The following is a 24837-nucleotide window of genomic DNA, read 5'->3' as shown; positions in this document are numbered from 1 at the left end:
ATCCTTTGCGCACGCTCCTTCTTTTGTTTCTTCCACTCACCCTTCTCGCCACTTCGATAGCGCTTCCAGGCCAGGAAAGGGCCATCGCCCTGTTTCGGAGTGAAGCTGGTTTCTTCCTCGTAGTGCAGGAAGATCTCAGCAAGGAAGTCTTTCTCATCCTGCTGGATGAAGCTTTGAAAGTCGCTGAGATCAGACGAATGGACGGTGTGAAAGCGGAGAGGATCAACGACGCCGCGCTGTTTGAAGAAGGGTTGATCGTGGTGGGATATTCGCTGAGAGGACCGTACCACAGATCGGTCTATCTTTGCTGGTTCAATGCGGATGGAAAGCTTTTGAGGCAGAGGACGCTGGATTTTCCGGGCGCGGAGGCCTGGGCTGAAAGTCTCGTTCATGAACGGGACGCTCTCTACGTTGCGGGTGGTTACAACACGCTCACGAAAGGCTGGTTCGATGCGCTCCTGCTTCGGCTGGATCGAAACTTCGATGTTGCCTGGTACAAAACGGTTGGGGGACTGTCGGACGACTGGTTCCACCGCGTCAGGTTCGTGGGTTCGAACCTTTTATGCGTCGGTTCGACCGAGAGCAGAGGTAAAGGTAAGGGCGACATGCTGATCTGCATGTTCGACAGAAAGGGACGAAAGATCTTCGAACGCACCTTCGGTGAAAGAGATTGGGACAAGGCGATCGATGCGATCGAATTCGATGGAAAGATACACGTGCTCGGCTGGACAACGTCTTACGCACCCTACAGGTGCGGAACGCTCTTGCAGCTCTCTGAGAAAGGAAAGATCCTCAATCAGCAACTCCTCGATCTGGGATCGGACTTTTCACCTTCAGGCATGGCCGTTGTCGAGGATCGCTTGCTCGTGTACGGAACGTTGTGGCAGAAAGAGACGCGTTTTGATCCCGTGATCCTCGTGCTCGATCGAAATGGAGTGTTGCGAAACACAAAAACTGTACCCTTACCGAACGATCAATCAATTCAAGGGTTGCTGTTGTGGAACGAGCAGATCCTGCTCTACGGCGAATCGGACAACCCGATCACGGGTAAAGACATCTACGTGATCGCTCTCGAAACTGGCTCGCTTTCAAAGTGATGGTTCAGCTCTTGATCAGTTTGTACCTTTCGTAGAGCAGAACGATCCTGTTCGGTTCTATGAAGAACTCCACATCCATCTTTCTGAAATTCTGCAGCGTGAAGCATTTGACGTAGTCTTTTTCCACCTTCTCGGGCACGAGGATAGAACTCAGTTTCAGGTTCCTGCTCACCATTTCCATGATCAGAAATTCTCCACTTCTCTTCACGTCGAACGCCACGGATTTCCTGTAGCCCTCGTACCGACCGACCAGGCTCTGCAGGACCCTGTCAGATCTGACAAACTCGAGCGATTCTTCCGGGTCTTTGTCGAGCATGAGGGCGAGCGCGTACATGCCGATGTTCGAAAGGGGATAGCCCGCACAGTTCGACAGCACCGCAACAGCGATCTTTCTTTCAGGAACGTAGCCGACGAAACCCGTGTAGATCAACACCGAACCACTGTGCTCGATCAACCTCTCACCGAGAAAGTTCGGATGAACGATCCAGCCGTAGCCGTAGGTTTCGTCTCCGAAACTTTCCCAGGGTGCGGGGATGTGGCCTGTGACCATGGTTTCGATGGACCGTTTTGAAACTATGCGTTTCCCTTCGAACTCTCCTCCGTTCATGTAGAAGATCAGGTATCTGGAGAGGTCCATCACGTTGCTGAGCAGTCCCCCATCCGAACTGATGCCGTAGGGAAACGGCTTCCTCACGTGGTGTCCTTGTGGATCGAGAACGTAACCGGCCGCAACGTTCGGATCTTTCTCCACCTCGTCTCTGGAGAAATAAGAGCGCGTCATTCCGAGCGGTTCGAGGATGTATCTTTTCACGTACTCTTCGTACGACATCCCTGTGACTGTTGAGACGATCTTTCCGAGCATCACGTAGCCACTGTTCGAGTAAAAGAATCTCTCGTTGGGTTTCGTGAAAGCCCACGATTCTGCATCCTTCGCGAAGAGAAGGACGTCCTGTGGATCCTTCACGGGGAGCCAACCGTCACCGAGACCGAACGCACCGTCGATGAAGGCTTCCGCATAACCGAGCGAGGGGATTCCAGAAGCGTGGTAGAGAAGATGCTTCACCCGCACCGGTTCACCGAAGGGCCTGAGTTTGATCGGTAAATACTCCTCGACCGGTTTTTCGAGATCGATCTTGCCTTCTTCCGCGAGTTTGACGATCGCGAGCGCAGTGAAACTCTTCGTGATGGATCCCACACCGTACACGGTGTTCTCGTCCGCTGGCGCGTACGTTTCTAAAACTCTGAAGCCGAACCCTCTTTTGTAGACGATTTGACCGTCCTGGATCAGGGCGATGCTCAGAGCGGGCATTTTGGTCTGTCTCATCTTTTCGAGTATGAAATCTTCGAGCTTCGAAAACTCCACACACCATACCCCCTTGCTGGTATTATATAGGTCGTGAAGCTGGTTTTGATCGTTGTCCTATCGCTCTTTCTGTTTTCCTGTGTGCGAATGGAGAATTCCACGAGCGAAGATGCTCTTCGCTACGCCGTGCTCGCCTACAGGTACGGCTACGGTCTGTCGAAGGAAACGCTCGCGCAGATCGCCGAACGCACAGACTACGACGATGAGGTGCTCGCTTACTATGAGTATTTCAAAACTGGAAGTTTTCCTAAGCTCATTGAAACGAAGGCGTGGGATGTCTACGATGAAAGGATTTTGAACGTTCTGAAGGACAGTCTTTCGATCGATGGAACTTCGCCCGCAGCACTCGTCGATCTTTTCGACAGACCGGCGGCTGCGAACGACTGGAACGTGGAAGGAGGTTCGGTTCGCTCCGAACTGATCGAACGGGTCAAAACGTTGTTGATCAACGACTGGAGAAACAGAGGCTTTTTCTACCAATGGTGTGAAAAATACTCCATCGGTGTGAGTGAGGAAGACATCCCGCTCTACGCAGAGTTTCTGACAGGAGTTTGTGAATCTTCTTCAAACATAGAATTGAAAAGATCGTCGCAGATCGAATCGAGTTTCTTCGTTCCTGAGGTCGATCTTTCAACGGTTCCAGTCGAGCTGGTTCTGGCGATCTGTTACAGAGAATCGAGGTTCTTTCCGGCGGCGTTCAGGTGTGAAGTCGAAAACGGATCTGTCAGGGCCGTTTCCGTTGGCCTGGGACAGATCCTCGCCGATGCGGACTCTCTTCTGAACACGGATGGAAAAAAGGATTTGTACACTTTCGAGCTACTGAACCTTCATTACTTCGAAAATCTGTTCGAAGCTGTGGATCTGGCACAGATTAAAACCAGCGTGCTCTTCTGCCGCACCGTGCTCGCACTCCTGATCGAGAAATTCAGATAGACCTGCTCTGGTTGAACTGCTCTTGCAGCTTCGCTTCGAACTGCGATTTCAGCCTGTTCGAAGTTGCCAAACCCCACAGGAAGGTGATCGCTTCCGCCACGACGTTGCCCATCAGTATTCCCAGCCACACCCCGATCAGGCCGAGGTTGAACACGAACACGAAGAGGTACGAGAAGAGCACGTGGAGCACCACCGTTCTCAAGATGGAGACCGCCAAGCCCTTGAAGGCATGGCCGATCCCCTGAAACATCGCGGAGGTGAACATACCGAAGGGCACGGTGGGAATGAAGAAGCTCAGAACTCTCAAAGCTTTGACGAGATCGTCGAATATGACGCGCGAGCTTTCCGAGTAAGTGAAGAGGAGCGCGAGTTTCGGAGCGAACAGCAGCACCAGCAGGTTGACGCACAGACCGACGAGCAGGCCGAACTTGACAGCGAAAAGATAAGCTGATTTCAACTTCACGGCGTTCCTCTCACCGAACGCGGCTCCCGTGACCGATGTTACGGCGGCCGCGATGCCCATCATGGGTATGGTCCCGAAGTTGATGATCCTCCAGGCGCTCGTGAAGATCGCAACCCCAAGGTCTCCTCCAGCTTTCACGATGAACACGTTCAGTATGAAGATCGAGGTGGACATGATGATCTGTGCGAAGGACGAAGGAACACCAACGCGAAGGATCTCGAAGATCGTGTTTCTGATGCCTTTCAGGTGTCTGAAGCTCATCGATACGTACGTGTCTTTCTTTATGAAGAGCCAGTGGATCATCAGCATGGAGGACGCGGCTATGGAGATGACGGTCGCGTAGGCCGCGCCCTTCACACCGAGCTTGAAGGTGTATATGAACAGTGGATCGAGAAACATGTTCAGAACCGCACCGAAACTGATCGCGTACATTGCCCTCTTCGTGTCGCCCTCGCCCCTGAGAATGCCGTTCACCACGTTGTTGAACATCAACAACGTGATGGAGGTCAGAAGGATGTTAGCGTAATCCATAGCGAGTTTCAACGTCTGGCCAGAGGCACCCGTCAGGCTCAGCAACGGTTTCATGACTAAATTTCCAGCCACGCTCGCAATCAAGCCCAAGATCAACACCAGTACTATCGCGGAACTCGCGGCCCTGTCGGCTTCTGGCTTGTTCCTTTCACCGACTTTCCGGGAGATGAGCGAGTTCGCACCGACCGCGATGCCTCCTGCGAAGGCGAGTATGACCATGAAGATGGGAAAGAACAGCCCGATACCGGCGAGGGCCTCAGGTCCCACACCCGAGACCCAGATCGTATCGACGAGGTTGTAGAGCGCCTGCACCAGCATGGCGGTCATCATGGGTAACGAGAGTTTCATTATCGCTCGTTTCGGATCGGACCTGAGGAGTTCAACGCCTTTCGTCTGCCGCTCCATTGCTCACACCCCTGTTCGCACTCCGAACATAAAACTAACCCGGGCGGGTGCGGGTCCCGTTGGTTTCATCTTTCTGTCTGCGTATCGTTACTTCTTTTCAAAGCAGGTAAGCGTATCTAATAAGTGGGGAGCGCTCCTGAAAGACACCGTGTGGTTCGGTGTTGCGTTGGGCATGGTCTGAGTCTTTGCGGGAAACTTCGTTGAGTTGAACTATAAAAATAAGGATAATGCGCTCCCTCTGTGTGGCGAACAAGGAAGATCAAAACGTCTGACCATGAAACGAGTCGATCGAAGTCCTCATGAAGCTGGAAAGAGAAGATGAATTCATTAAGTTTTTATCAAGGTGAACGCGAAGGATCGAAAAAGAGAAAGGTCCCCAAGAAGGGGACCTTTTGTTCTTTTGAACCGGATTCGTCAGATTTTGAACTTTCTCACCTGCTCTACCAAACTCTCCGCGATCGAAGACATCTCTTCAGACAAACCGCTCACACCCTGGCTCGCGTTCGCCTGCTCTTTCACCGCCTTCGCCATCTCTTCTATCTGGTGTGCTATCGTGCTGATCGACTTCGTCGCCGTGTCCATCGCACTGCTCATCTCTTCAGCCGCCGCACTCTGCTCCTCTGCACTCGCAGCCAGACTCTCTATCTGACTCACCATACCGTCTATCTGCTCCGCTATCTTCCTGAACTGACCCTCCACCCCTTCTGCATCTTTGCTTATCCCTTCAACCACTCCCACAACTTCCTTCGTCGCCCCATCCGCCTTCATCGCACCCTGACTTATCTGACTCAGTATCTGCCCTATCCGGTCCGTCGCTCTCTTGCTCTCTTCTGCAAGCTTCCTTATCTCGTCCGCAACCACCGCAAAACCTCTGCCTGCTTCTCCCGCCCTCGCTGCCTCTATCGCCGCGTTCAACGCCAAAAGGTTCGTCTGCTCTGCTATCGAGTTGATCGTCTGAAGTATCTGACCTATGTTCTTCGCTTGTTCATTCAGCTCGCTCACTACTAAAGCCGTCTGTTCCACTTTGTCTTTCGCTTGTTTTATCATCTCCACTATGTTCTTTATGGCCTTCTCTCCTTCCTTCGCAGCAGCGTTCACCTGGCTGGATCTTTCAGAAAGCATCTGGGCAGCTTTGGATACGTTCTGTGCACTGGCTGCAACTTCTTCTATGCCGCTTGTGACTTCTTCTATCGAAGCGGACGCGTTCTGGGCAGATCTGTTGACTTCTTCCATCTGCGATGCAAGTTCTTGTGATGAAGCACTCAGTTCCTGTGCAGTGCTTGCAAGATTCTGTGCAGAATCGTGGACCTGCGTGGAAGATTCGTTTATGATCTTCATGGACTCTCTCAAGGTGTCTGCCATCTGGTTGAGTGCCTGGGCCATCTGTGCAACTTCGTCTCTGCCTTTCGCTTCGAACCTGACCGTGAGGTCTCCTTTGCCAAATTCCAGTGCCCTTCCTGCGAGAACTTTGATGGGCTTGGAGATGCTGTTCGATACGAAGAAGATCACCACTGCAGCTACGGCGATGAGAACGATGAACAGTATCAGAACGGTTCTCAACAGCTGGTTGACTCCCTCAAGCAGTTCTTTTTCAGGTATCATCACACCCAAAGCCCAGCCCTTCACTGCGGTTATTGGTACGTAGTAATTGTAATCTATCGAACCGTCTGGCATTTTCATTTTGAAAGAACCACTCTCACCGGAAAGGATCTTGGAAGCTGCCTTTTCAAGATCTGGCATGTCCATCTTTGAAGCTTCCTTTATGTTCAGCTTCATCCAGAACTGCCCGCTCGTGTCTCCGATGATCAAACCAGAAGAATCGCAAGCCCAAACCGTGGTAGATCTGGTCAGCTGTGCGTTTTTGAGTCTCTCGTTCAGACTGTCCAGCAGGATCGTTGCTGCGAACAAACCGATCGTCTTTTTGTTTTCATCTTTTACTGGTGCAGCGACGGCAAAGATGTTCTTGCCAGTTGCTTTGGACACCAGCCCGTCACTTATGGCAAGATCGGCACCTTGCTGCATGATCTTTTTGAAATAGTCTCTGTCTGCAACGTTGATCACGTTTCCAAGCGTAGTTGGAGCATCCCCGTTCGGATAGGCTATGAAGAACATCTCGATGTAAGGTCTTTCAGCAACTTTTGGCTTCAGATCTTTTTCGATGAGATCTTTCCATTCACCCGTTTTGAGCGCGTTGATCACGACGTTTCTCTCAGCGAAGGTTTTGACTTCGCTCACGATCCCGTTGATCCATTCGTCTATTATGTGTGACACAGAATGTACCAGCTTGAATGCTGATTCTTCCATAATCTTCGTGGTGCTTGTTCTAACCTGCTGGTAGGTCAAAAAGGCGATGAGCGCAGAGAGCACGGCCACGGGAAGCAAGATCAAAAGCAACATTCTACCTCGCAGGGTTTTCACACCTTCACCTCCCTGAAGCGTGGGATGTTTGAATCCTGCGGGCTTAGTTTTATTCTAACATAGCAGCAGGAGAAGAACATTCTTCCCAGATTTTGTTTATTTCATCCGCATGTTCCAGAAAAACTTTCAAAAGCTCCGGGGAGAACTGTGCTCGGTTGGTCTTTTCGTCACCGTACAGTATAACCTTCAAAGCCTCCTCGTGGCTCACAGGTTTTTTGTAAGGCCTTTCTGAACGTAAGGCGTCGTAGACGTCCACCAGACCCACGATCTGTGCCTCTATGGGGATCTCACCGTTTTTGAGACCGAAAGGATAGCCGGAACCGTCGTACCTTTCGTGGTGGTACAGGATTATGTTCCTGGCCACGGTGAACCTTTCGTCGTTTTCGAAAAGGCTCGCACCCTGCACCGTGTGGGTTTTGACGATTTCGAACTCTTCTTTCGTGAGTTTACCCGGCTTGGTCAGGATCTCTTTTGGAACGAAGATCTTTCCTATGTCATGCAGCGGTGAGTAGAGTTCGATCTGACGGACCAGTTCGTTGGGAAGGTTGAGTTTCTCGGCCAAGAATCGAGAGAGCCTGCTCACCCTCACAACGTGCTTTCCCGTAGGTTCATCGAACTTTTCAACGATCATGTCCAGCTTTTCCACGATCGCTCTGTACGCCTGTTCGATCTCGTTCTCTTTTCTTTTCAGGATCTCGTAGGCTTCTTCGATCTGGGACTGTGAGGCTTCGAGCTCGCTGTAACTTGCTTCGAGCTCCTGCATCTGTGATTCGATGATCGTGACCATGTCTGAAAGTTCGTTGATCATCATTTTGATTTCGTAAACATCATCTTCTACATGCTCGAGATCGAAGTGCCTTTTTGAAAGATAATCCTGCGCCGCCTTCGTGATCTTCTCGATGGGAGAAACCACCTTGTCCTTCAACGTTCTCCTGATCCTGCGACTGACAAAGAAGTTCACAACGAACAGAGTGCCCAACACGCTCAAAGATGGGATCAGGGAGAAGATCAGATGGTTCGCGATGCTGTGTTCAACGACCACGTACGTTCCAGCGATGGAGGCTTTGGCGACGTAGTGAGTTAAGCCGCTCAGGTGGGTCGTGAGGTCCTGTTTAACCGATCCTGGATCGAAGATGGCTTTGATGCGGCCTTTCTTTGCGATGGTCTGTCCCGTTTCGTCCACGATGTAAGAACCGTCTGTGAGGAAGGCCTCTGCCAGACGGCTCGAAACCAGATCGAGTCCGAGCACGCCGAGCACCTCACCGTTTTCGTCGAGCACAGCCTTCACCACGGCGATCGCTGGCTCGTTCAGTACGGCATGCATGAACGGCTTGACCACGACGTAAGTGTGAGGATTTTGAAGTGCGGCCTGATACCAGGGCCGTTTCCTCGTATCGTACTCAGGGCCGTAATCGTAATGCGGGTAGGAAAGCATTTTCCCGTCTGCCCTTCCGAAGGCTGGATAGGCAACCAATGGTGAGTAGCGTTTGTATATTTCTTCGAGCGTTTTCAAAAGCTTTTCTTCATCCTGGAAAAGATCTTTCTGCACAGAGAGAACACACAGAAGTTTCCCGAAGGAATCTATCCTGCTGGACCACTCTTTTTCTAACTGCAGCACGCGTGAGAGTTCCTGGTCGAGAAAAGATCGTTCAGTCAATCTGAAGAACGTGAAGAAGATGACGAGCGAAAGGATGCTCACGATCACCGTCGCGAGACGAACGACGCGTTTTTCCAGAAAGTCTGCGAGTTTTGGAAGTTCATCAGATTTTTTCGAAGCTTGCCTGTTCTTCACGGACACGGCCGCCTTCCACCTCTGAACTCATCTTAGTATACCACTAGAAAAAGGACACTTCCATAGTCCGGGTCGGATGTGGTATAAATAAGAGTGCAAAGGATCAGATCGGAGAGGTGGCCGAGCGGACTAAGGCGCACGCCTGGAGAGCGTGTGGTGGTCAAAAGCCACCCGTGGGTTCAAATCCCACCCTCTCCGCCAGGTACCGGGACGTCTGTCCCGGTTTTTCAGTAGTAGGGAGGCATATGTATGGACGTGCTGGACAGTATCAGACCCGAGGTCGAGAGGATCCTGCAGAACATGGGCCTTGAGCTTTTCGATATCTCTTTCAAAAAGGAGCGCGGCCGCTGGGTGCTCAGGATCGTCATCGACGATCCGAACGGATACGTGAGCGTATCGCAGTGCGAGAGCGTCTCCGTGAAGGTGTCCGATTATCTGGACCGTGAGGATCCCATCCCGCACAGTTACGTGCTCGAGGTTTCGTCGCCAGGACTGGATAGACCCCTTCGGGGTCTGAACGATTACAGAAGGTTCGTCGGAAGACTCGCGAAGTTCTGGCTGGTGGACGGTCAGGTGCACGTGGGCAGGATCGAGAGCGCGGAGGAAGGTCGGATCGTTCTGGACGTGTCTGGGGAGAAGGTCACGTTCAGGCCCGAGGATGTGAAACGCAGTCGGCTCGAAGTCGAGTTTTAGGAGGTGGAGATCATGAATCTGAACCTTCTTGAGGCCCTGGAACAGCTTGAGGAGGAAAAGGGCATCTCGAAAGATGAAGTGATAGAAATTCTGGAAAAAGCGCTCGTGAGCGCTTACAGGAAGAACTTCGGTACGAGCAAGAACGTCGAGGTCAAGATAGACAGGATGACGGGAGACATACAGCTCTACCAGGTTTTCGACGTGGTGGAGAACGTGACCGACGAGCTGACCCAGATGAGCCTCGAAGAGGCGCGAAAGCTCGATCCTCTGGCAGACATTGGGAAGAAAGTCTACAAGAGGATAAACGTCAAGGAGTTCGGCAGGATCGCCGCGCAGACCGCCAAGCAGGTGTTGATACAGAGGATAAGAGAACTCGAGAAAGAAAGGCAGTACGAGCATTACTCCGCGCTCGCCGGCGACGTGACCACCTGCGAGGTGATGCGCGTCACGCCGGACTGGGCGGACATCAGGGTGGGAAAGATCGAAACGAGACTTTTGAAGAGGGACTGGATCCCCGGTGAGACGATCAGGCCGGGCGATCTGATCAAGGTCTACATCGTGGACGTGGTGAAGGACAAGAAGGGTCCGAAGATCTTGGTGAGCCGGATCGTTCCAGAGTTCGTCATAGGCCTTCTCAAGCTCGAGGTTCCCGAAGTCGAGAGCGGAATCGTTCAGGTGAAGGCCATCGCGAGGGAGCCCGGTGTCCGCACCAAGGTGGGTGTGATTTCGACCAACCCGCAGGTGGATCCCGTCGGTGCGTGCATCGGAGAGGGTGGCAGCAGGATCGCCGCAGTTTTGAAAGAACTCAAAGGCGAGAAGGTCGACGTGTTCAAATGGAGTGACGATCCAAAACAGCTCATCGCGAACGCGCTCGCACCCGCTTCGGTTGTGAGTGTTGAGATCCTCGATTCGGAAAGGAAAGCGGCCAGAGTCCTGGTACCACCGACGCAGCTGTCCTTAGCGATCGGTAAGGGTGGACAGAACGCCAGGCTGGCGGCGAAGGTGACCGGGTGGAAGATAGACATAAAGCCCGTCATGAACGTGTGAAGGGAGGTAAAACATGCTCTACGAATCGCTGAGAAAAGAACTGAGATCGAGGAAGTATAGAATGACCGCCCAGAGGGAGATCGTGCTGAAGGTCTTTGCCGAATCGGGTGAAAGGCATCTCGGCGCGGAGGATGTGTACAGGAAACTTTTGGAGAAGAGGTACAGAATAAGCAAAGCGACCGTTTACAGAACCGTGGAGCTTTTGAGCAAGCTCGGCTTCTTGAGGAGACTCGAATTCGGTGAAGGCGTGTACCGCTACGAACTGGCCGCGCCGGATGCGGAGACGGTGCACCAGCACGTGATATGCAAGAGCTGTGGTGAAGTGCTGGAGATAGACGAGCAGCTCGTCAAGCAGCTGGTGAGGAACGTTGAAAAACAAACAGGTTACACCGTGATGGATTACGACGTGAAGTTCTTCGGACTCTGTCCGAAGTGCCAGAGTAAAAACAAGAGCAACGCGGAGGAGATCAAATAAACCACGAAGTTACCCGACAGGTTCAAAAACTTCGAGGACAGATCGATCAATCCCTGCAGAGACCAGAACAGGGGTGTGGCGCCGCGGATCAGGATGGTTGCGGCGCTCTGTAGATTCATCGTGAGCAGGAACATGACGAGAACGCACGTCCAAAGAATCAGCGTGGCGATCAAAATGGCTGGAACGCTGAGCAGCGGAGCGAAAAGGTTCAATGTGGAAAAGAGTAGCAAGAACGGTGCCACGCCCGCAAAGGCGAACAGAGAGATCAGAAGATTCTTGATCGCACCGTGCAGATTTCTCAACCTTTCCTGGATCGCGACGAGGGTTGCGGCGGCCGAATAACTCATCAGAAAAGATGGAGACAGAACCACGAAAGGCTCGAACAGAAGGTTCATCGTCGCAACCAGGCCGAGCAGGTTCAGCGGTTCTATGGGATAATCGATCGACCTGAAGAGGTTCCACACCGCGAGCATCGTCGCGGCCCTGAGCGCCGATGGAGAAGGTCCCGTCATGAGTGCGAACGTGAAGGTCAGCAGGGTGGACAGAGGTCTCCGCACGAAGAGGTTGTGGGTGAAGAGCGATACGAGTAAGTCGAACAATGTGTAAACGATCCCAACGTGCAGTCCGGAAACTGCGAACAGGTGTGCCAGGCCACTCTTCCTCACTCTCTCGGCCTGGGACGCATCGAAGGAAGGATCCGAGAAGACGAGCGTGGAGAGTTGTTCGGCGTAGTCTGGAACGTTCTTGCGGAAGAAATCGACGATCCTCCTTTTGAAATCGATCAGCTTCGAATGGAGCTTCTCGAAACCTTCGTTTCCGTACCTCGTCGATGAAGCGAAGTCTGCCTTCATCGTCAACGCGGGATAGGCGAACTGAAAACTGAGATTTCCAAAAGCGTAGAACTTCTCACCTGCTTGAATGTCTTCGCTGTAGATTTTCACACTGTGCAGAATTCTTTCCCATCCACCGTTCGAGAAGACCTTGACGTTCGTGGCGATCACGTGGTTCGACCTTTCCACCGTGGCGTAGCCCACGATCTCGCAAGATCCACTGATTCTCTGTACCGATGCGAGAAAATTTCCAAGACAGAAGAAGACGACGAAGGCGATCAGGTACCTCTTCTTGAAGAACAACAGCAAGGATGCCAGAAGGGTTAAAGGAAAGACTGGGGAGAGGATCACCCCAGTCGACAAACCGACGAACGCTGTGAGCCAGAAGAATTTCATGCGCCGAATTTTTCAAGCCTGAGCGCGTGAGCGAGTACCAGTCCCATCACGTCGACGGCGTAGATCGTTCCCAGACTCCCCCTGGCGCACTCGAATTCATCGAACGCGTTGCTCAGCCCTTTCCTCGTGTACCTCGAGTGGATCATCAGTGGTACGGGATGCCAGCTGTGCGCCTTCAGGGCCACCGGAGTGGAATGATCGCCCGTGACGACGAGCACGTCCGGCTTCAGCTCCAGCAGTGTCGGTAAGGCCTCATCGACCTCTTCGATGACGTGCACCTTGCCTTCGTAGTTACCGTCCTCTCCGTAGGAGTCTGTCTTCTTAACGTGCACGTAGAAGAAATCGTAGTCGTTCCACACCTGTTTCAGAGTCTCGAACTCTTCCTTCACGGTGTTGCCCGTCTGAACGATCTGCATCCCGATGAGCTTCGCTATGCCTCTGTACATGGGGTACGTGGCGATCGCGGCAGCCTTCAGCTTGTAGATTTCTGGAAATTGCGGAAGCTTTGGATACTTCGAAAATCCCCTCATGAGGGCGCAGTTCATCTTCGGCTCGTCCGAGAGTACCTTTCTTATCTCGTCGAGCAATTTGTTCACTATGCGCGCAGTTTTCTCCGCTTCCTTCACCAAAGCCTGCGTGTAGACGAAGGGTTTTCCCTCTTTCTGTGGATCCGCATCGCTCAGTCTGTCGTCCAGTCCTTCGCCCGTGAGCTTCACCACGAACCTGTGCTCTTTTCCAGGATAGAACGAGATCTTCACATCTTCGATGGACTGGATCGCTTTGGCAAGCTTTTCAACGACTTTGGAGCTTTCTTCCGTCGAGGGCCTGCCCGCCCTGCGATCGACGACGACGTTTTCCCTGATCGTGGCGAAGTTCGCCCTCGCTACGACGTCCTTCTCATCCACCGGCACGTCCGAACCGAGCGCTTCGAGTATGCCGCGACCGATCTGGTATTTCACAGGATCGTAACCGAACAGCGCGAGGTGTCCCGGACCACTCCCCGGGGTGATGCCGTGCATCACGGGGATCGTCTGACCGAGGTCCGATTCCTTCGCGAGCCTGTCCAGGTTCGGTTTTCTCGCGGCCTGCAACGGCGTCTTACCGTTCTCTGCCGGGATGTCTCCCACACCGTCCATGACCAGCAGAACGATCTTGCTGTTCGCAGTCTGAACCAGCTCACTCAGAAGCTGCTGTCTGTCGTACACCTTATCACCTCCAGAACGCTGGTAGAAAGACATTTCAGATTTTCATCCTTCATTGCAATCACCTCATCGAGGGTTGGATCCGTCGAGAGAACCTTAAGCAGCGTGAGGAACAGTTCACTCGCCGTCGTGAAGTCTCCGTTCTCTATCTCTTCGAGAGAGAAGGTTTCATCTTCGATCTGGGAGACCTTCCTCGCGAACTCCCAGTGGTACTCCTGAAGATCGTGCACCACATCGTCGATGTAAGATTCCAGATCGAATCCCGCATGAACTCTCACGTGCATCAAAAGCCTTATCAGAGCTATCGCGACGGCGAGCATGATGCCACTCGGACAGAATGCGACCACCGCCATAGTGACGTTCTTCTCCATCTGAACGGGATCTTCACTGCTCGCCAGAGCAACGGCGAGCAGGAATTTCATCCAGTTTGCATCGTCGATCTGCTCGTCCTGCATGGTCAAAAGGCCCTGCTTTATCATTCTCGATCTCTCGCTGTCTGGAAAAACGAACGCGAGCCTCTGAAGGTTCAGTTCTCCTCGAACGATACACTTTTCGATCTTCGAAACCATCTCTTCAACGCACGCCGAAGGCTTCAATCTGCCTTTCCAGAGCTTCAGAAAGTCGATCAGCTCGTGGGCCTTGGTCTTGAACTGTTCCGGCACGTTCTCGAGCAGTTCGATGGCCCTCTTTCTGTCGACGAAGAGTGTGAGCAGTGCCCTGTTGTAATGGATGAAGGCCTCGTCGCTCAACTTGCACGCTCTGTCTATCTGTTCTTTAGCTTCTTCGTAGAAGCCGAGCCGTCTGAGACACAGCGCGTACTCGTTGAGCAGCACAGGATCTTCGGGGTTTTTCTCGATCAGCTTTTTGAAGATCTGCAATGCTTCGAAGTGCTTTCCGAGCCTCGAGAGCGTGTGAGTGAGGTTGAAGGCGCTTTCCAGATCCTCACCGTTCAGCTCCAGAGCCCTCTTGAGCGCTTTCTCCGCCATGGAGTATTTCTGCAGCATGTTACACGCGACGCCCAGCCTTGCGTGCGCGAGGTGGAAATTTGGGTCCTTCTGCGCGGCAACCTGGTAGAAATCGCACGCGATCCTCGTTTCTCCCATCTCTAAATAACAATCGCCTATCCTCACGACGGGCAGGAGGAACTGCTGGTCGAGTTCGTAAGCCTTCTGGTACTCTTCTATGGCGTCTTCGAATTCTTTTCTGGCACGCAGGATGTTCCCGAGTTCGTAGTGTGCCAGCGCGAAGTTTGGATTCCTCGAAATGCACGATCTCAGACAGATCTCCGCCATCTCGAACTCCTGTCTCTTGACGTAGATCAATCCTTTGAAGAAGTCGTACCTGTAATCCTTCGAGATCTTCCCAGCCCGCTCGACGTAGTCGTTCGCTGTGTCCAGATCGTCCACGTTCAGGGCGGCTTTCACTTTTTCGTAGTAGAAGTAGAGCAGGTAAGATTCGTAGTACGGATCCTTCGAGACGCTGTACTGCGCCTCGAGTCCGCGAACGATCACGTCCAGCGGTATCCGATCCTGATCCACGATCGAAGGCAGGTCCTCGGCGAGAACCGGCAGCTTTATGGGAAGGTTCAGCTGTTTCGCACGGTCAGGTTTGAGCGGAAGATAGACTATCGCCTTTATCTTGATCCACCTCCTGCGGAGTTTCGAAACTTATCTTTCCAAATTTTGCCTGCGCGATGCTGTTGAAGAAATTGACTTTCGCCCTGTCTAAATCGGGTGCGCCGCCTTTCAGCAGCATGCCCTTTTCGAGTGCGTACTTCTCCAGAAAGCTGTTGAGATCATGATCTTCGATGCCCGCAACGGTTGAGTATATCTGAAACGCGCGTTGCAAGACCTTCTCATCCACCATTTCGACGGTGAGGCTCCCGATCAGAAGCAGTTTCGCACCCAGCTCGACGCTCCAGAGTTCCGGTAAGAGCAGACCCGGCGTGTCCAGCACTCTGAACAGGCCCTCCACGGAGAACCACTGTAGAGATCTCGTGATGCCGGGCACGGCACCCACCTGGGCCGAACGCTTGCCCTTGAGTTTGTTTATCAGAGTCGATTTTCCCACGTTTGGCACACCGACGACGACCAGGAGCGAACCTCGATCCACGTGTTTCGCGAGAAAATCTATCACTTTCTTTCTGTCCGTGTCTTTGTCGAACACGAAGACGGCCTCTTTCTGGCTCTGAAAGTGCTGTCTCCACAGCTCGGTCGTCTTCGCGTCTGCCAGGTCAGATTTGCCGAGGAATATCAGGTTCTTCTTCGCTTTGAAGGGCGCTCTGCTGTAAGATCGGGTGGCCACAGGCGCCCGGGCATCGAGCAGCTCTATGACCACATCGACGAGTTTGACGATTTTAGACAGTTGTTTCGACGCCTTAGCCATGTGACCTGGATACCACATGCTGCGTCCTCCCAGAAGATTGTAGCATCGTGGTGGTAGAATAATCGCGGAGGGGTGTTTTTGAGAGTCCTCGGTTTGATCCTGGCGGGCGGGCACAGCGAATCCTTAGGTCCACTCGTTTCGAAGCGTGCGAGCGCCGCGCTACCGGTGTTCGGAAAGTACCGCGCCATCGATTTCACGCTGAGCAACATGGTCAACGCGGGCATCAGAAAGGTTGGCGTTCTGACGCAGTACAACCCAAGGAGTTTGATGGACCACCTTGGCTCCGGTAAGGAGTGGGACCTGGACAGGAAGAACGGCGGACTCTTCATCCTTCAACCTTACGTGAGCGCGGAAGGTTCGTACTGGTACAAGGGCACGGCCGACGCCATCTTCCAGAACATGACGATACTGAGGCGTGGAGAGGAAGATTACGTGCTCATCGGCTCGGGAGACCACATATACAAAATAGATTTCACGCAGGTCTTCAACTTCCACTTCTCGACCGGTGCGGACATCACACTCCTGGTGAAGTACCTGGATGAAACTTACGATCTGACTCAGTACGGCATCGTTCAGATGGAAGGGCACAGGATCGTCTCGATAGAAGAAAAACCTCAACGTCCTAAGGGCAATCTGGCCTTTCTGGGCATCTACTTCATGAACAAGTACCTCCTGATGGAGCTGCTCTACAACTACGTGACGAAGGGTGAGAACGATCTGCTCAACATAATCGTATCGCAGCTCGGCAGACTGAAGGTTCACGGTTACGTTTTCGAAGGTTACTGGAGGAACGTGAAGAAGGGTATCGACGAGTACTTCAGGATAAACATGGACGCACTGAAGAAGGAAATCAGAGAGGAACTCTTCTACAAGTACGGCAAGGTCTACACGAAGCTGAAAGATTTGCCACCACCGAAGATCGGTTCCAGCGCCGTCATAAAGAACAGCATCATCTCGGACGGTTGCATCGTCAACGGTCATGTGGAAAACTCCGTTCTTTTCAGAGGAGTGATAGTCAAAGCCGGGGCTGTTGTGGAAAACGCTGTAGTGATGCAGGACACGGTGATCGAAGAGGGTGCCGTGGTGAAGAACGCGATTTTAGACAAGGAAGTGCTGATCAGACAGCAAGGAAGGCTCGTTGGAAAAGAAAAACTGGTCGTTATGGAAAAGAGGGCAGTCTTATGAGGTGGTTCGTGTGAGACGCGTGCTGGCGCTGATCCTTGCGGGTGGTCACGGAAAAAGGCTTGGTGTACTAACGGAGAAGATCGCGAAGCCGGCGGTACCTTTCGGAGGAAAGTACAGGCTCATAGACTTCACACTGAGCAACTGCGTCAATTCGGGAATATACCACGTCGGGGTGCTGACGCAGTACAGACCACACCTTCTGATCAACCACATCGGTATCGGCAGGCCGTGGGATCTGGACAGGAAGAAGGGTGGGCTGTTCGTTCTTCAGCCTTACCTCGGTGGGGTTGCGGGATGGTACAGGGGAACGGCCGATGCGGTCTATCAGAACATCGAGTTCGTGGATGAGGTGAATCCAGAAAGGGTGCTGATACTTTCAGGAGACCACGTGTACGCGATGGATTACAACGACATGCTCGATTTTCACATACTCAAGAACGCCGAAGGGACCATCGCCTGCATGGAAGTTCCCTTGGACGAAGCGAGCAGGTTTGGGATCATGGTGACGGACGTGGAATCTCGCATCGTGGACTTCGAGGAAAAACCCGCCAGACCGAGGTCCAACCTGGCGTCGCTCGGTATCTACGTTTTCAACTGGTCTTTCTTGAGAGAGTACCTCATGAAGGACGCTCAGGACGAGAACAGTTCACACGATTTCGGCAAGGACGTCATCCCAAGGATGATCAGAGAAGGCAGGCGCATCTTCGCATTCAGATTCAGCGGTTACTGGCGCGATGTGGGAACGATCAGATCGTACTGGGAGAGCAACCTCGAGCTCACAAGGCCTCTGCCCCCGTTGAACCTTTACGACAGACACTGGAGGTTCTACACGCAGACCGAAGAGATGCCACCCGCTTACTGCGCGCCGGAGTCCAAGATCTCCAACTCCATCATCAGCGAAGGGTGTGAGATACACGGAACCGTCGAGAACAGCGTGCTGTTCCAGGGTGTTCACGTTGGAGAAGGGAGCGTCATCAAAAATAGCGTGGTCATGACCGGCACGATCGTCGGGAGAAACTGCTTCATAGAGAACAGCATCGTAGCCGAGAGGGTGATCATCGCTGACAACGTGCAGATCGGTGTGGGAGAAGACGCGCCCAGCAGTCTGGACCCGGAAGTCTACACGGGCCTGATCACCGTGATAGGTATGTATTCAAGAATTCCTGAAAATACGCGCATCGGAAAGAACTGCGTCGTGGGTGTGGGTGTGACGGAGCAGGACTTCACCTCGAAGGAACTCCCCTCGGGCGGGTTCGTCCTCCACAGGGAGTGATCGGTTCTGGACTTTTACTTCGTGACCTACAGATTGAAGAGCAGGGTAACGGCCGAATTCGGCGTTGGATATTTCTTCGGTAAGAGCAACGACGCGCCCGAGTACGACGTGTTCGTCGTTCCCACGAGACTGCTCAATCAGATCGTTTTGGATCTGAACGCCGACTACAGTTCGTTCATGAAGGCCTTCGCGCAGCAGAAGAACAGATTCTTCTCGCAGTATCCAGAGACCGAGGACATGTCCAGGGAGCTGCTCAGCCATTTGAGGAGCACCATCAACATGCGAGGCCCACAGCTGTTGGGTGCGGAGCTCACCGCGGCCGTGAGGGACAACGATGAGGAACTCGTCCGTTACATCGTTCAGGAACTGTTCAAAGACTGGGCACCGAAGATCGAAGTCGATGCCTTTTTCAAGCAGGTGAGCTACGAGGACATTTCTGCCGAAAGCTACATGCAACTGTGGGAAGATTTCGAGGCTGAAGGGCTCGGTCAGTTGATGACGCGTCCCGATCTGGCCGATTATCCTGAGGTTTTTCCTCTGGTGGATCCAGTCCTCGGCAAGCCCCTTTCCGAGTTCGATCTGGGAGATACCGTGTTCTTCCTGATATTGAGCGTGAAGGACAAGGAAAAGCTTGAGAAGTTGAAACAGATGTACCCAAAACATTTTTCGCAGACGAAAGGCGTCGTTCCCCTGTCTGGTGCGCTCATTGGGAAAGAACTCGTCAAGGGCAAGAAAGGTGAATACTACCTGATAAAAGTCGATCTTGGAGAAGGACTGATCGGAAAGGGCCTGGTGCCGAAGTCGATAAAGGTCATGGCGGATTACTCGAGATTTCAGGAAAAAGTTTCTTCCATGGCGAACGTCCAGCAGAACTGGGAACAGAAACTGAACGAGATGGTTTCTCAGCAACCTTCGCAGACTTCCAGAGCGGAGGTGAAGGTGTCCTCGCCGACGAAGGTCGGCAGCGGAGATTTCCTCATAGCGTTCCTGATAACGCTTCTGATAATCGGAATTCTACTGATCGCATCGTATTTCTTCCTGATATGAAACACAGAAGAGGCTTCGTTCTGCTCGACGCCGTAGTGGGGATGTGTGTTGTCTCGATCGTGGCACTGGTGGTTTTTGCCTGGACGAAGAATCAGAGGTCCGTTGTGGATAAATTGTACCTCTCAGATTTGGCGCATCGGACGGTCACGAACGTGATGGTGAGAGATCTGGCAGGCTGTGGACAGCCCGAGGTACTCAACGGTTTTGAATTGACTCTGCGTGATGGTAAGATTGTGTTGAGGATCGCTGATCGTGTTTTTGGATACGAGTACGAAGGTGAGCCACGTTGAAGCTGAGATCGTCTGCGGGGACGCTGTACAAACTTGGTTTGAGGAAAGGTCCCTCTGGACCCATGAAAACGGCGTACCTGATGCTCGATGGTGTGTGCCAGTTCAACTGTGGTTACTGTACACACGCCTCGACTGTTGGAAGATCTCCCTTCCTCAGCAGAGTTCTCTGGCCCGAAGTGGAGGATCAGCACGTTTTTTTCGAAAGACTGAGTCGTAGCGATTTTGAGAGGGTGTGTGTTCAGGTCGTTTCTTACAAAGGTTTCGAAATGGACCTGCTCGAACTCATCGAACGGCTGAAAAATTCGAGAAAAGCCGTGTCGGTTTCCGTTCGCGTGACGAATGTCGAATTCGGTGAAAAATTGTTCGAAAGCGGTGTCGACAGGATCGGAATAGCGATAGATGTGGTGAACGAGGAACTGTTCAGAAAGTACAGAGGTGGGAGCCTTCGAGAACTCAAACGGGTGATACAACAGCTGGCAAAGAATCATCCTGGAAGGATCACCACGCACCTCATCGTTGGTCTCGGTGAGAGCGACAGGGAACTGTTCGAAACGATGCTCTGGCTGAGAGACATCTGTGTCGAAACCGCGCTGTTCGCTTTCATCCCCCTGAAAGGTACCCCTCTTGAGAACCATCCGAGGCCCTCTCTCGAAAGGTACAGAAAGGTTCAGCTGGCGCGCTTCTTGGTGTACAGAGGACTCGAAAATCTGATCGAGTTCGAGAACGATTCCATCAGAGGTTTCAGGACTCTGCCAGACGATTTCAACAGGGCCTTCATGACGAGTGGTTGTCCGGGCTGTACCAGGCCTTATTACAACGAGAATCCATCAGGGCCTCTTTACAACGTGCACAGTGAAGGAATGCTGAACTCGCTGGAGGTGATATGATGAAGCTTTTAACGTTCAAGGGTGGAACCCATCCTCCTGAGAAGAAAGAACTGGCGAAAGACAGAGCCATCGTGAGGATGGATCCACCGCAATTTGTTTATGTGTTTTTGTCGAACCACGCCGGGGCTCCCGCGAAGCCCATCGTTAAGGAAGGAGATGTTGTGAAAACGGGACAGGTGATAGGCGAACCTGGAGGTTTCGTTTCTGCGTACCTGCATTCGCCCGTGACTGGCGTGGTGAGAAAGATAGATAAACTCTATCATCCCGTGCAGGGTAGGCCCATGGAGGTCGTCGTGATCGAAAGGACCGACGAGGATCAGTGGCAACTTCTCGAGCACTCAGACTGGGAAACGCTCAGCAGAGAACAGCTCCTGGAGATCGTTAAAAAGGCGGGAATAGTTGGGCTGGGAGGAGCGATGTTCCCAACGCACATCAAGCTCAATCCGCCCGCTGGAAAGACGATAGATACCTTCATCGTGAACGGAGCCGAGTGCGAACCATACCTGACGGTAGATCACAGGCTCATGCTCGAGAGGGCCGAAGATCTTGTGCTCGGTGTGAAGATAGTCAAGAAGATCCTCAACGCCAAGAAGGCTTACATCGGGGTCGAATCGAACAAGATGGACGCGTACGAACATTTGAAGAAGGTCTGCGCCGACAGCGACGTGGAAGTGGTCCTGCTGAAAACCAAGTACCCCCAGGGAGCGGAAAAACAGCTCATCTACGCGATCACGCAGAGAAAGGTGCCGGTCGGAGGACTACCCATGGACGTTGGAGTGGTCGTGCAGAACGTTCAAACCGTCATCGCGATAAAGGAAGCGGTCGTTGACAGGAAACCGCTGATCGAGCGTGCGTTGACGATAACCGGTGAAGCGATAAACAATCCGATGAACGTGGTCGCACGTGTCGGTACAACGATCCAGCAGCTCGTGGACTTCGCGGGTGGCATGAAGGAAGACGCCGAGAAACTGATCATGGGCGGTCCCATGACGGGCATCGCGGTGAACAGACTCGACATCCCGATCCTCAAGGGCACGTCCGGCATCACCGTGCTCGCCCACGAGAAGGAACCGATCAAAAAGCCGTGCATCAGGTGCACGAAGTGCGTCGTTTCGTGCCCGATGGGATTGCAGCCTTATCTGCTGTATCTGCTCGGCAACAAGAAGAAGTACGATCAGGCGGTCGAGGAAGGCCTGATGGCCTGCATAGAGTGTGGTGTGTGCGCGTACGTGTGCCCATCGAAAATCGACCATGTCAGGGTCATAAAGCTCACCAAGAGGGTTTACCAGGCACTGAGAGGTGGTAAGAAATGAAACTGATCCAGAGCGATGCTCCACACATAAGGACGAAAGATTCCGTCAGGTCGATCATGCTGGACGTACTCCTGGCGCTCGCACCGGCTGTGGCTGTGGCGACGTTCTTCTTCGGCTGGTACGCGCTGTTCCTTTGCCTGTTCGGTGCGGTAGTCGGAGAACTGATCGAGTGGTTCATCGTCAGAGTGCTGCGCGGGCAGAAAGACTTCAGCTTCGATCTCAGCGCGGCCGTGACGGGTCTGTTGCTCGCGATGAACCTTCCTCCTACCGCCCCGTGGTGGCTGCTGTTGATAGGCCTTCTCGTTGCGCTCGGCGTGGCCAAGCATGCCTTCGGTGGAATAGGCCAGAACATATTCAACCCTGCCCTCGTTGGAAGAGTCTTCCTGCTGATATCCTTCCCGACGTTGATGACCAGATGGGTTTCTCCGGTTAGAGGCTTCACGAAATCCGTCTGGGATGCGATGACTTCCGCGACTGCCCTGGGGATTTTGAAAAATTCCGGTTTTTCGGCAGCCATCCAAAGGTTCAGTTACACAGATCTGTTCTTCGGAAACGTGGGTGGATGCATCGGTGAAACGAGCGCGTTCGTCCTCCTGCTCGGATTCATCTATCTGTTAGTCAGGAAGCGCGTCAATCCCGTCATCCCCGCCACTTACATAGGTACCGTCTTCGCCTTTGCGAGCATCATGTACTTGGTGAACGCCGAAAAGTTTGGCACACCGCTTTTCCACATACTCAGCGGAGGACTTTTCCTCGGGGCCCTGTTCATGGCGACGGACATGGTAACCAGCCCGATGACCATCAAGGGCCAGGCGGTGTTTGGAATAGGTTGTGGCGTGGTGACGATGATCATCAGACTGTTCGCTGGATATCCTGAGGGTGTGTCGCTCGCGATCCTCTTGATGAACGCTCTGGTACCGCTCATCGATCGGGCCTTCAAGCCGAAGATCTTCGGGGAGGTCAAAGTATGAAAGAATACATAAAAACTGGTCTCATATTGATGGTTTATTGTGTCGTTGCGGGACTCGCGCTTGGGGTGGTTTATCAGATAACCAAGGACAGGATCGCGATGACTGAAATTCAGGAAAAACTCGGCGCCGTCGAGCAGGTTCTCAAAGACGAATCAGGCAACTACATAGTCTCTCTGGATCAGCTCAGGGCAGCCGTCAGCAAGGTCGATCAGGAATCGAAGGTGATCTTCGAGAGTTCAGAGGGCAAGGTTTATTCTCCTGTCTATGAGTTCGATTCGGACCTCGGTAAGGTTTACGTGCTCACAGGTTCGAGTCTGGGATACGGTGGGCCTGTGACGGTCGTGGCGTGTTTTATAAAGAAGCCCGAAGGTTTCGCACTGTTTTCTCTGAAGGTGACGGATTTTTCTCAGGAAACACCCGGCCTTGGAGCGAAGATAGGGGATGTAGAGATTCAGAAGAGGTTCTATCCCATGGAAGCTTCCGCGCTCACGAACGGCATCAGGGTCGACAAGGACGCGAATCTAACGCATCTTTCACCTGAAGAAGCGAAGAAGCAAGGTGTAGCCAAGGTGAGCGACGTGATGACGGGTGCCACGATCACGCCGCGTGCTGTGGCGAACGCCCTGAACGCGATGCTCCGTTACCTGTCGGGGGTGAAAAGATGAGTCGACTGAGAGAGTTCACGAAAGGTTTCTTCAAAGAGAACGCCACTTACGTTCAGGTGCTGGGTATGTGTCCCACACTCGCCGTGACTACGAACGCGACCAACGGACTCGGTATGGGACTCGCCGCCACCGCAGTTCTCACCATGTCCAACATCGTGATTTCATCCATCAGAAAAGGTGTACCTGCCAAGATAAGGATTCCCATCTTCATAACTGTGATAGCGACCTTCGTGACCATAGTCGATCTGCTCATGCACGCTTTCTTGTACGATCTGTGGAAGGCGCTGGGTATTTTCATACCCCTGATCGTTGTCAACTGCATCATCATGGGACGTGCGGAGGCTTACGCATCGAAGAACGACGTGCTGAATTCGGCGCTGGATGGACTGGGTGTGGGGCTCGGTTTCACGGGCTCGCTCGTGCTCCTCGGCTCGATCAGGGAGATCCTGGGCAACGGAACGATCTTCGGTATCAAGCTTTGGAACAACTTCAACGTGTTCACGATGATACTTCCTCCTGGTGGTTACATGATGCTTGGTTTGCTCGCGGCGCTCTTCACTGCGATCTCTCTGAAACGCAAGAGGGGTGAACAGAAATGAGAGTCTTTTTGATACTTTTCTCGGCGCTTCTGATAAACAACTACGTGTTCATTCGGTTTTTAGGCATCTGCCCGTTCTTGGGAGTTTCGAAGAAACTGGATACCGCAGTTGGAATGGGCTTTGCGGCAACTTTCGTGCTGGTGATGTCCTCCGTCATAACATGGTTCGTCAACAAGCTTCTCGTTGCTGCGGGACTCGAATTTCTCAGAACGGTTTCCTTCATACTCGTCATCGCAACCTTCGTTCAGTTCGTTGAGTTCGTCATAAAGAAGAACAGTCCTTCGCTGTACGAGGCACTCGGAATATACCTTCCGCTGATCACGACGAACTGTATCATCCTGGGCGTTGCGATACTGAACGCGCAGGCGAAGTACAGCTTGTTCGAAGCGATCTTCCATGCGCTGGGAGCCGGACTCGGTTTTCTCTTAGCTCTGGTGATCTTCGCAGGCATCAGAGAGAGGATCGAGCTCTACGAACTTCCAAAGCCGTTCGAGGGACTTCCGATCGCTCTGATCCTCGCATCCATCATCTCCATGGCGTTCATGGGATTTCAGGGGCTCATAAAACTGTGAGGTGG

Annotated in this window: 23 protein-coding genes and 1 tRNA gene; 16 read left to right on the top strand and 8 right to left on the bottom strand. The window is 52.8% G+C overall.

From position 1 onward, the window contains the following. The first annotated feature begins 5 nt into the window (after nt 1-5). The gene (locus tag TSP01S_RS00605; RefSeq protein WP_041075585.1) at nt 6-1097 is read left to right on the top strand and encodes a hypothetical protein; all 1092 of its coding nucleotides are present in this window, start codon (nt 6-8) and stop codon (nt 1095-1097) included. A gap of 4 nt (nt 1098-1101) precedes the next feature. Here the strand turns inward: TSP01S_RS00605 and TSP01S_RS00600 are convergent, their stop codons facing one another. After that, nucleotides 1102-2460 (bottom strand): serine hydrolase, encoded by a 1359-nt coding sequence (locus tag TSP01S_RS00600; protein ID WP_041075583.1) that lies wholly within the window; start codon nt 2458-2460, stop codon nt 1102-1104. Nucleotides 2461-2493: 33 nt separating this feature from the next. On the opposite strand from TSP01S_RS00600, the gene TSP01S_RS00595 reads away from it, so the two are divergent. Then, complete coding sequence (locus TSP01S_RS00595; RefSeq protein WP_041075581.1) at nt 2494-3393, top strand: hypothetical protein; 900 nt, start codon at nt 2494-2496, stop codon at nt 3391-3393. Here the strand turns inward: TSP01S_RS00595 and TSP01S_RS00590 are convergent. The 3 genes from TSP01S_RS00590 to TSP01S_RS10140 all read right to left on the bottom strand — a co-directional run bounded on the left by TSP01S_RS00590 (nt 3386) and on the right by TSP01S_RS10140 (nt 9002). After that, nucleotides 3386-4792 (bottom strand): MATE family efflux transporter, encoded by a 1407-nt coding sequence (locus tag TSP01S_RS00590; RefSeq protein WP_041075579.1) that lies wholly within the window; start codon nt 4790-4792, stop codon nt 3386-3388. The genes TSP01S_RS00595 and TSP01S_RS00590 overlap by 8 nt on opposite strands. Nucleotides 4793-5206: 414 nt before the next feature. Beyond that, nucleotides 5207-7210, bottom strand: a complete 2004-nt coding sequence (locus tag TSP01S_RS00585) for a methyl-accepting chemotaxis protein (protein WP_041075577.1) — start codon at nt 7208-7210, stop codon at nt 5207-5209. Nucleotides 7211-7259: 49 nt separating this feature from the next. After that, the gene (locus tag TSP01S_RS10140) at nt 7260-9002 is read right to left on the bottom strand and encodes an HD domain-containing phosphohydrolase (protein ID WP_070098366.1); all 1743 of its coding nucleotides are present in this window, start codon (nt 9000-9002) and stop codon (nt 7260-7262) included. Nucleotides 9003-9112: 110 nt separating this feature from the next. Between TSP01S_RS10140 and TSP01S_RS00575 the strand changes: the two genes are divergently transcribed. The 4 genes from TSP01S_RS00575 to TSP01S_RS00560 all read left to right on the top strand — a co-directional run bounded on the left by TSP01S_RS00575 (nt 9113) and on the right by TSP01S_RS00560 (nt 11217). Beyond that, nucleotides 9113-9203 (top strand) — tRNA-Ser (locus TSP01S_RS00575). A 48-nt stretch (nt 9204-9251) separates the two neighbouring features. After that, nucleotides 9252-9695, top strand: a complete 444-nt coding sequence (rimP, locus tag TSP01S_RS00570) for a ribosome maturation factor RimP (RefSeq protein ID WP_041075575.1) — start codon at nt 9252-9254, stop codon at nt 9693-9695. Between the two features lie 12 nt (nt 9696-9707). After that, complete coding sequence (gene nusA / locus TSP01S_RS00565; protein WP_041075573.1) at nt 9708-10742, top strand: transcription termination factor NusA; 1035 nt, start codon at nt 9708-9710, stop codon at nt 10740-10742. 13 nt (nt 10743-10755) lie between these two features. Next, nucleotides 10756-11217 carry a Fur family transcriptional regulator gene (locus TSP01S_RS00560; RefSeq protein WP_041075571.1) on the top strand — a complete coding sequence of 154 codons (462 nt, stop codon included), beginning with the start codon at nt 10756-10758 and terminating at the stop codon, nt 11215-11217. Here TSP01S_RS00560 and TSP01S_RS00555 read toward each other — a convergent pair. From TSP01S_RS00555 to TSP01S_RS00540, 4 genes are all read right to left on the bottom strand, one after another. Then, nucleotides 11142-12443: a ComEC/Rec2 family competence protein gene (locus TSP01S_RS00555; protein WP_041075569.1), complete on the bottom strand. Its 1302-nt coding sequence runs from the start codon at nt 12441-12443 to the stop codon at nt 11142-11144. The two genes, TSP01S_RS00560 and TSP01S_RS00555, sit on opposite strands and share 76 nt — an antisense overlap. Then, nucleotides 12440-13648 (bottom strand): 2,3-bisphosphoglycerate-independent phosphoglycerate mutase, encoded by a 1209-nt coding sequence (locus TSP01S_RS00550; protein WP_041075567.1) that lies wholly within the window; start codon nt 13646-13648, stop codon nt 12440-12442. The genes TSP01S_RS00555 and TSP01S_RS00550 overlap by 4 nt, the downstream gene beginning before the upstream one ends. Continuing rightward, on the bottom strand, nt 13624-15183 hold the full coding sequence (locus TSP01S_RS00545; protein ID WP_231848574.1) for a tetratricopeptide repeat protein: 1560 nt from the start codon (nt 15181-15183) through the stop codon (nt 13624-13626). The genes TSP01S_RS00550 and TSP01S_RS00545 overlap by 25 nt, the downstream gene beginning before the upstream one ends. A 64-nt stretch (nt 15184-15247) precedes the next feature. Continuing rightward, nucleotides 15248-16048, bottom strand: a complete 801-nt coding sequence (locus TSP01S_RS00540; RefSeq protein WP_041075565.1) for a GTPase — start codon at nt 16046-16048, stop codon at nt 15248-15250. Nucleotides 16049-16108: 60 nt separating this feature from the next. Between TSP01S_RS00540 and glgD the strand changes: the two genes are divergently transcribed. The 10 genes from glgD to rsxA are packed head-to-tail and all read left to right on the top strand — an operon-like array spanning nt 16109 to nt 24832. Beyond that, nucleotides 16109-17215 carry a glucose-1-phosphate adenylyltransferase subunit GlgD gene (gene glgD, locus TSP01S_RS00535; RefSeq protein WP_041075563.1) on the top strand — a complete coding sequence of 369 codons (1107 nt, stop codon included), beginning with the start codon at nt 16109-16111 and terminating at the stop codon, nt 17213-17215. 10 nt (nt 17216-17225) lie between these two features. After that, entirely contained in the window at nt 17226-18488 is a 1263-nt protein-coding gene (locus tag TSP01S_RS00530) for a glucose-1-phosphate adenylyltransferase (protein WP_041075562.1), read from the top strand. A 6-nt stretch (nt 18489-18494) separates the two neighbouring features. Beyond that, a complete protein-coding gene (locus TSP01S_RS00525; RefSeq protein WP_041075560.1) occupies nt 18495-19535 on the top strand; it encodes a DUF4899 domain-containing protein in 1041 nt (346 codons plus the stop codon). After that, nucleotides 19532-19825 carry a hypothetical protein gene (locus TSP01S_RS00520; RefSeq protein ID WP_041075559.1) on the top strand — a complete coding sequence of 98 codons (294 nt, stop codon included), beginning with the start codon at nt 19532-19534 and terminating at the stop codon, nt 19823-19825. Before TSP01S_RS00525 ends, TSP01S_RS00520 begins: the two co-directional genes overlap by 4 nt. Beyond that, complete coding sequence (locus TSP01S_RS00515; protein ID WP_041075557.1) at nt 19822-20712, top strand: radical SAM protein; 891 nt, start codon at nt 19822-19824, stop codon at nt 20710-20712. Before TSP01S_RS00520 ends, TSP01S_RS00515 begins: the two co-directional genes overlap by 4 nt. Then, nucleotides 20712-22025 carry an electron transport complex subunit RsxC gene (rsxC, locus tag TSP01S_RS00510; RefSeq protein WP_041075555.1) on the top strand — a complete coding sequence of 438 codons (1314 nt, stop codon included), beginning with the start codon at nt 20712-20714 and terminating at the stop codon, nt 22023-22025. Before TSP01S_RS00515 ends, rsxC begins: the two co-directional genes overlap by 1 nt. Beyond that, nucleotides 22022-22996 carry an RnfABCDGE type electron transport complex subunit D gene (locus TSP01S_RS00505; RefSeq protein ID WP_041075554.1) on the top strand — a complete coding sequence of 325 codons (975 nt, stop codon included), beginning with the start codon at nt 22022-22024 and terminating at the stop codon, nt 22994-22996. Before rsxC ends, TSP01S_RS00505 begins: the two co-directional genes overlap by 4 nt. After that, a complete protein-coding gene (locus TSP01S_RS00500) occupies nt 22993-23661 on the top strand; it encodes an RnfABCDGE type electron transport complex subunit G (protein ID WP_041075552.1) in 669 nt (222 codons plus the stop codon). The genes TSP01S_RS00505 and TSP01S_RS00500 overlap by 4 nt, the downstream gene beginning before the upstream one ends. After that, a complete protein-coding gene (gene rsxE / locus TSP01S_RS00495) occupies nt 23658-24260 on the top strand; it encodes an electron transport complex subunit RsxE (RefSeq protein ID WP_041075550.1) in 603 nt (200 codons plus the stop codon). The genes TSP01S_RS00500 and rsxE overlap by 4 nt, the downstream gene beginning before the upstream one ends. Then, the gene (rsxA, locus tag TSP01S_RS00490) at nt 24257-24832 is read left to right on the top strand and encodes an electron transport complex subunit RsxA (protein ID WP_041075548.1); all 576 of its coding nucleotides are present in this window, start codon (nt 24257-24259) and stop codon (nt 24830-24832) included. The genes rsxE and rsxA overlap by 4 nt, the downstream gene beginning before the upstream one ends. Nucleotides 24833-24837: the final 5 nt, after the last annotated feature.

The sequence above is a fragment of the Thermotoga caldifontis AZM44c09 genome (assembly GCF_000828655.1).
GTDB lineage: Bacteria > Thermotogota > Thermotogae > Thermotogales > DSM-5069 > Pseudothermotoga_A > Pseudothermotoga_A caldifontis.
Note: the sequence above shows the minus strand (reverse complement) of the source record. Positions and strands in the feature narration are given on the sequence as shown.

What these genes read in the sequence shown, in the direction of transcription:
- nusA (WP_041075573.1), top strand. Translation starts at nt 9,708, where the DNA reads ATGAATCTGAACCTTCTTGAGGCCCTGGAACAGCTTGAGGAGGAAAAG.
- TSP01S_RS00590 (WP_041075579.1), bottom strand. Translation starts at nt 4,792, where the DNA reads ATGGAGCGGCAGACGAAAGGCGTTGAACTCCTCAGGTCCGATCCGAAA.
- TSP01S_RS00500 (WP_041075552.1), top strand. Translation starts at nt 22,993, where the DNA reads ATGAAAGAATACATAAAAACTGGTCTCATATTGATGGTTTATTGTGTC.
- TSP01S_RS00540 (WP_041075565.1), bottom strand. Translation starts at nt 16,048, where the DNA reads ATGTGGTATCCAGGTCACATGGCTAAGGCGTCGAAACAACTGTCTAAA.
- rsxE (WP_041075550.1), top strand. Translation starts at nt 23,658, where the DNA reads ATGAGTCGACTGAGAGAGTTCACGAAAGGTTTCTTCAAAGAGAACGCC.
- rsxC (WP_041075555.1), top strand. Translation starts at nt 20,712, where the DNA reads ATGAAGCTTTTAACGTTCAAGGGTGGAACCCATCCTCCTGAGAAGAAA.
- TSP01S_RS00520 (WP_041075559.1), top strand. Translation starts at nt 19,532, where the DNA reads ATGAAACACAGAAGAGGCTTCGTTCTGCTCGACGCCGTAGTGGGGATG.
- TSP01S_RS00505 (WP_041075554.1), top strand. Translation starts at nt 22,022, where the DNA reads ATGAAACTGATCCAGAGCGATGCTCCACACATAAGGACGAAAGATTCC.
- TSP01S_RS00555 (WP_041075569.1), bottom strand. Translation starts at nt 12,443, where the DNA reads ATGAAATTCTTCTGGCTCACAGCGTTCGTCGGTTTGTCGACTGGGGTG.
- rimP (WP_041075575.1), top strand. Translation starts at nt 9,252, where the DNA reads ATGGACGTGCTGGACAGTATCAGACCCGAGGTCGAGAGGATCCTGCAG.
- TSP01S_RS00560 (WP_041075571.1), top strand. Translation starts at nt 10,756, where the DNA reads ATGCTCTACGAATCGCTGAGAAAAGAACTGAGATCGAGGAAGTATAGA.
- rsxA (WP_041075548.1), top strand. Translation starts at nt 24,257, where the DNA reads ATGAGAGTCTTTTTGATACTTTTCTCGGCGCTTCTGATAAACAACTAC.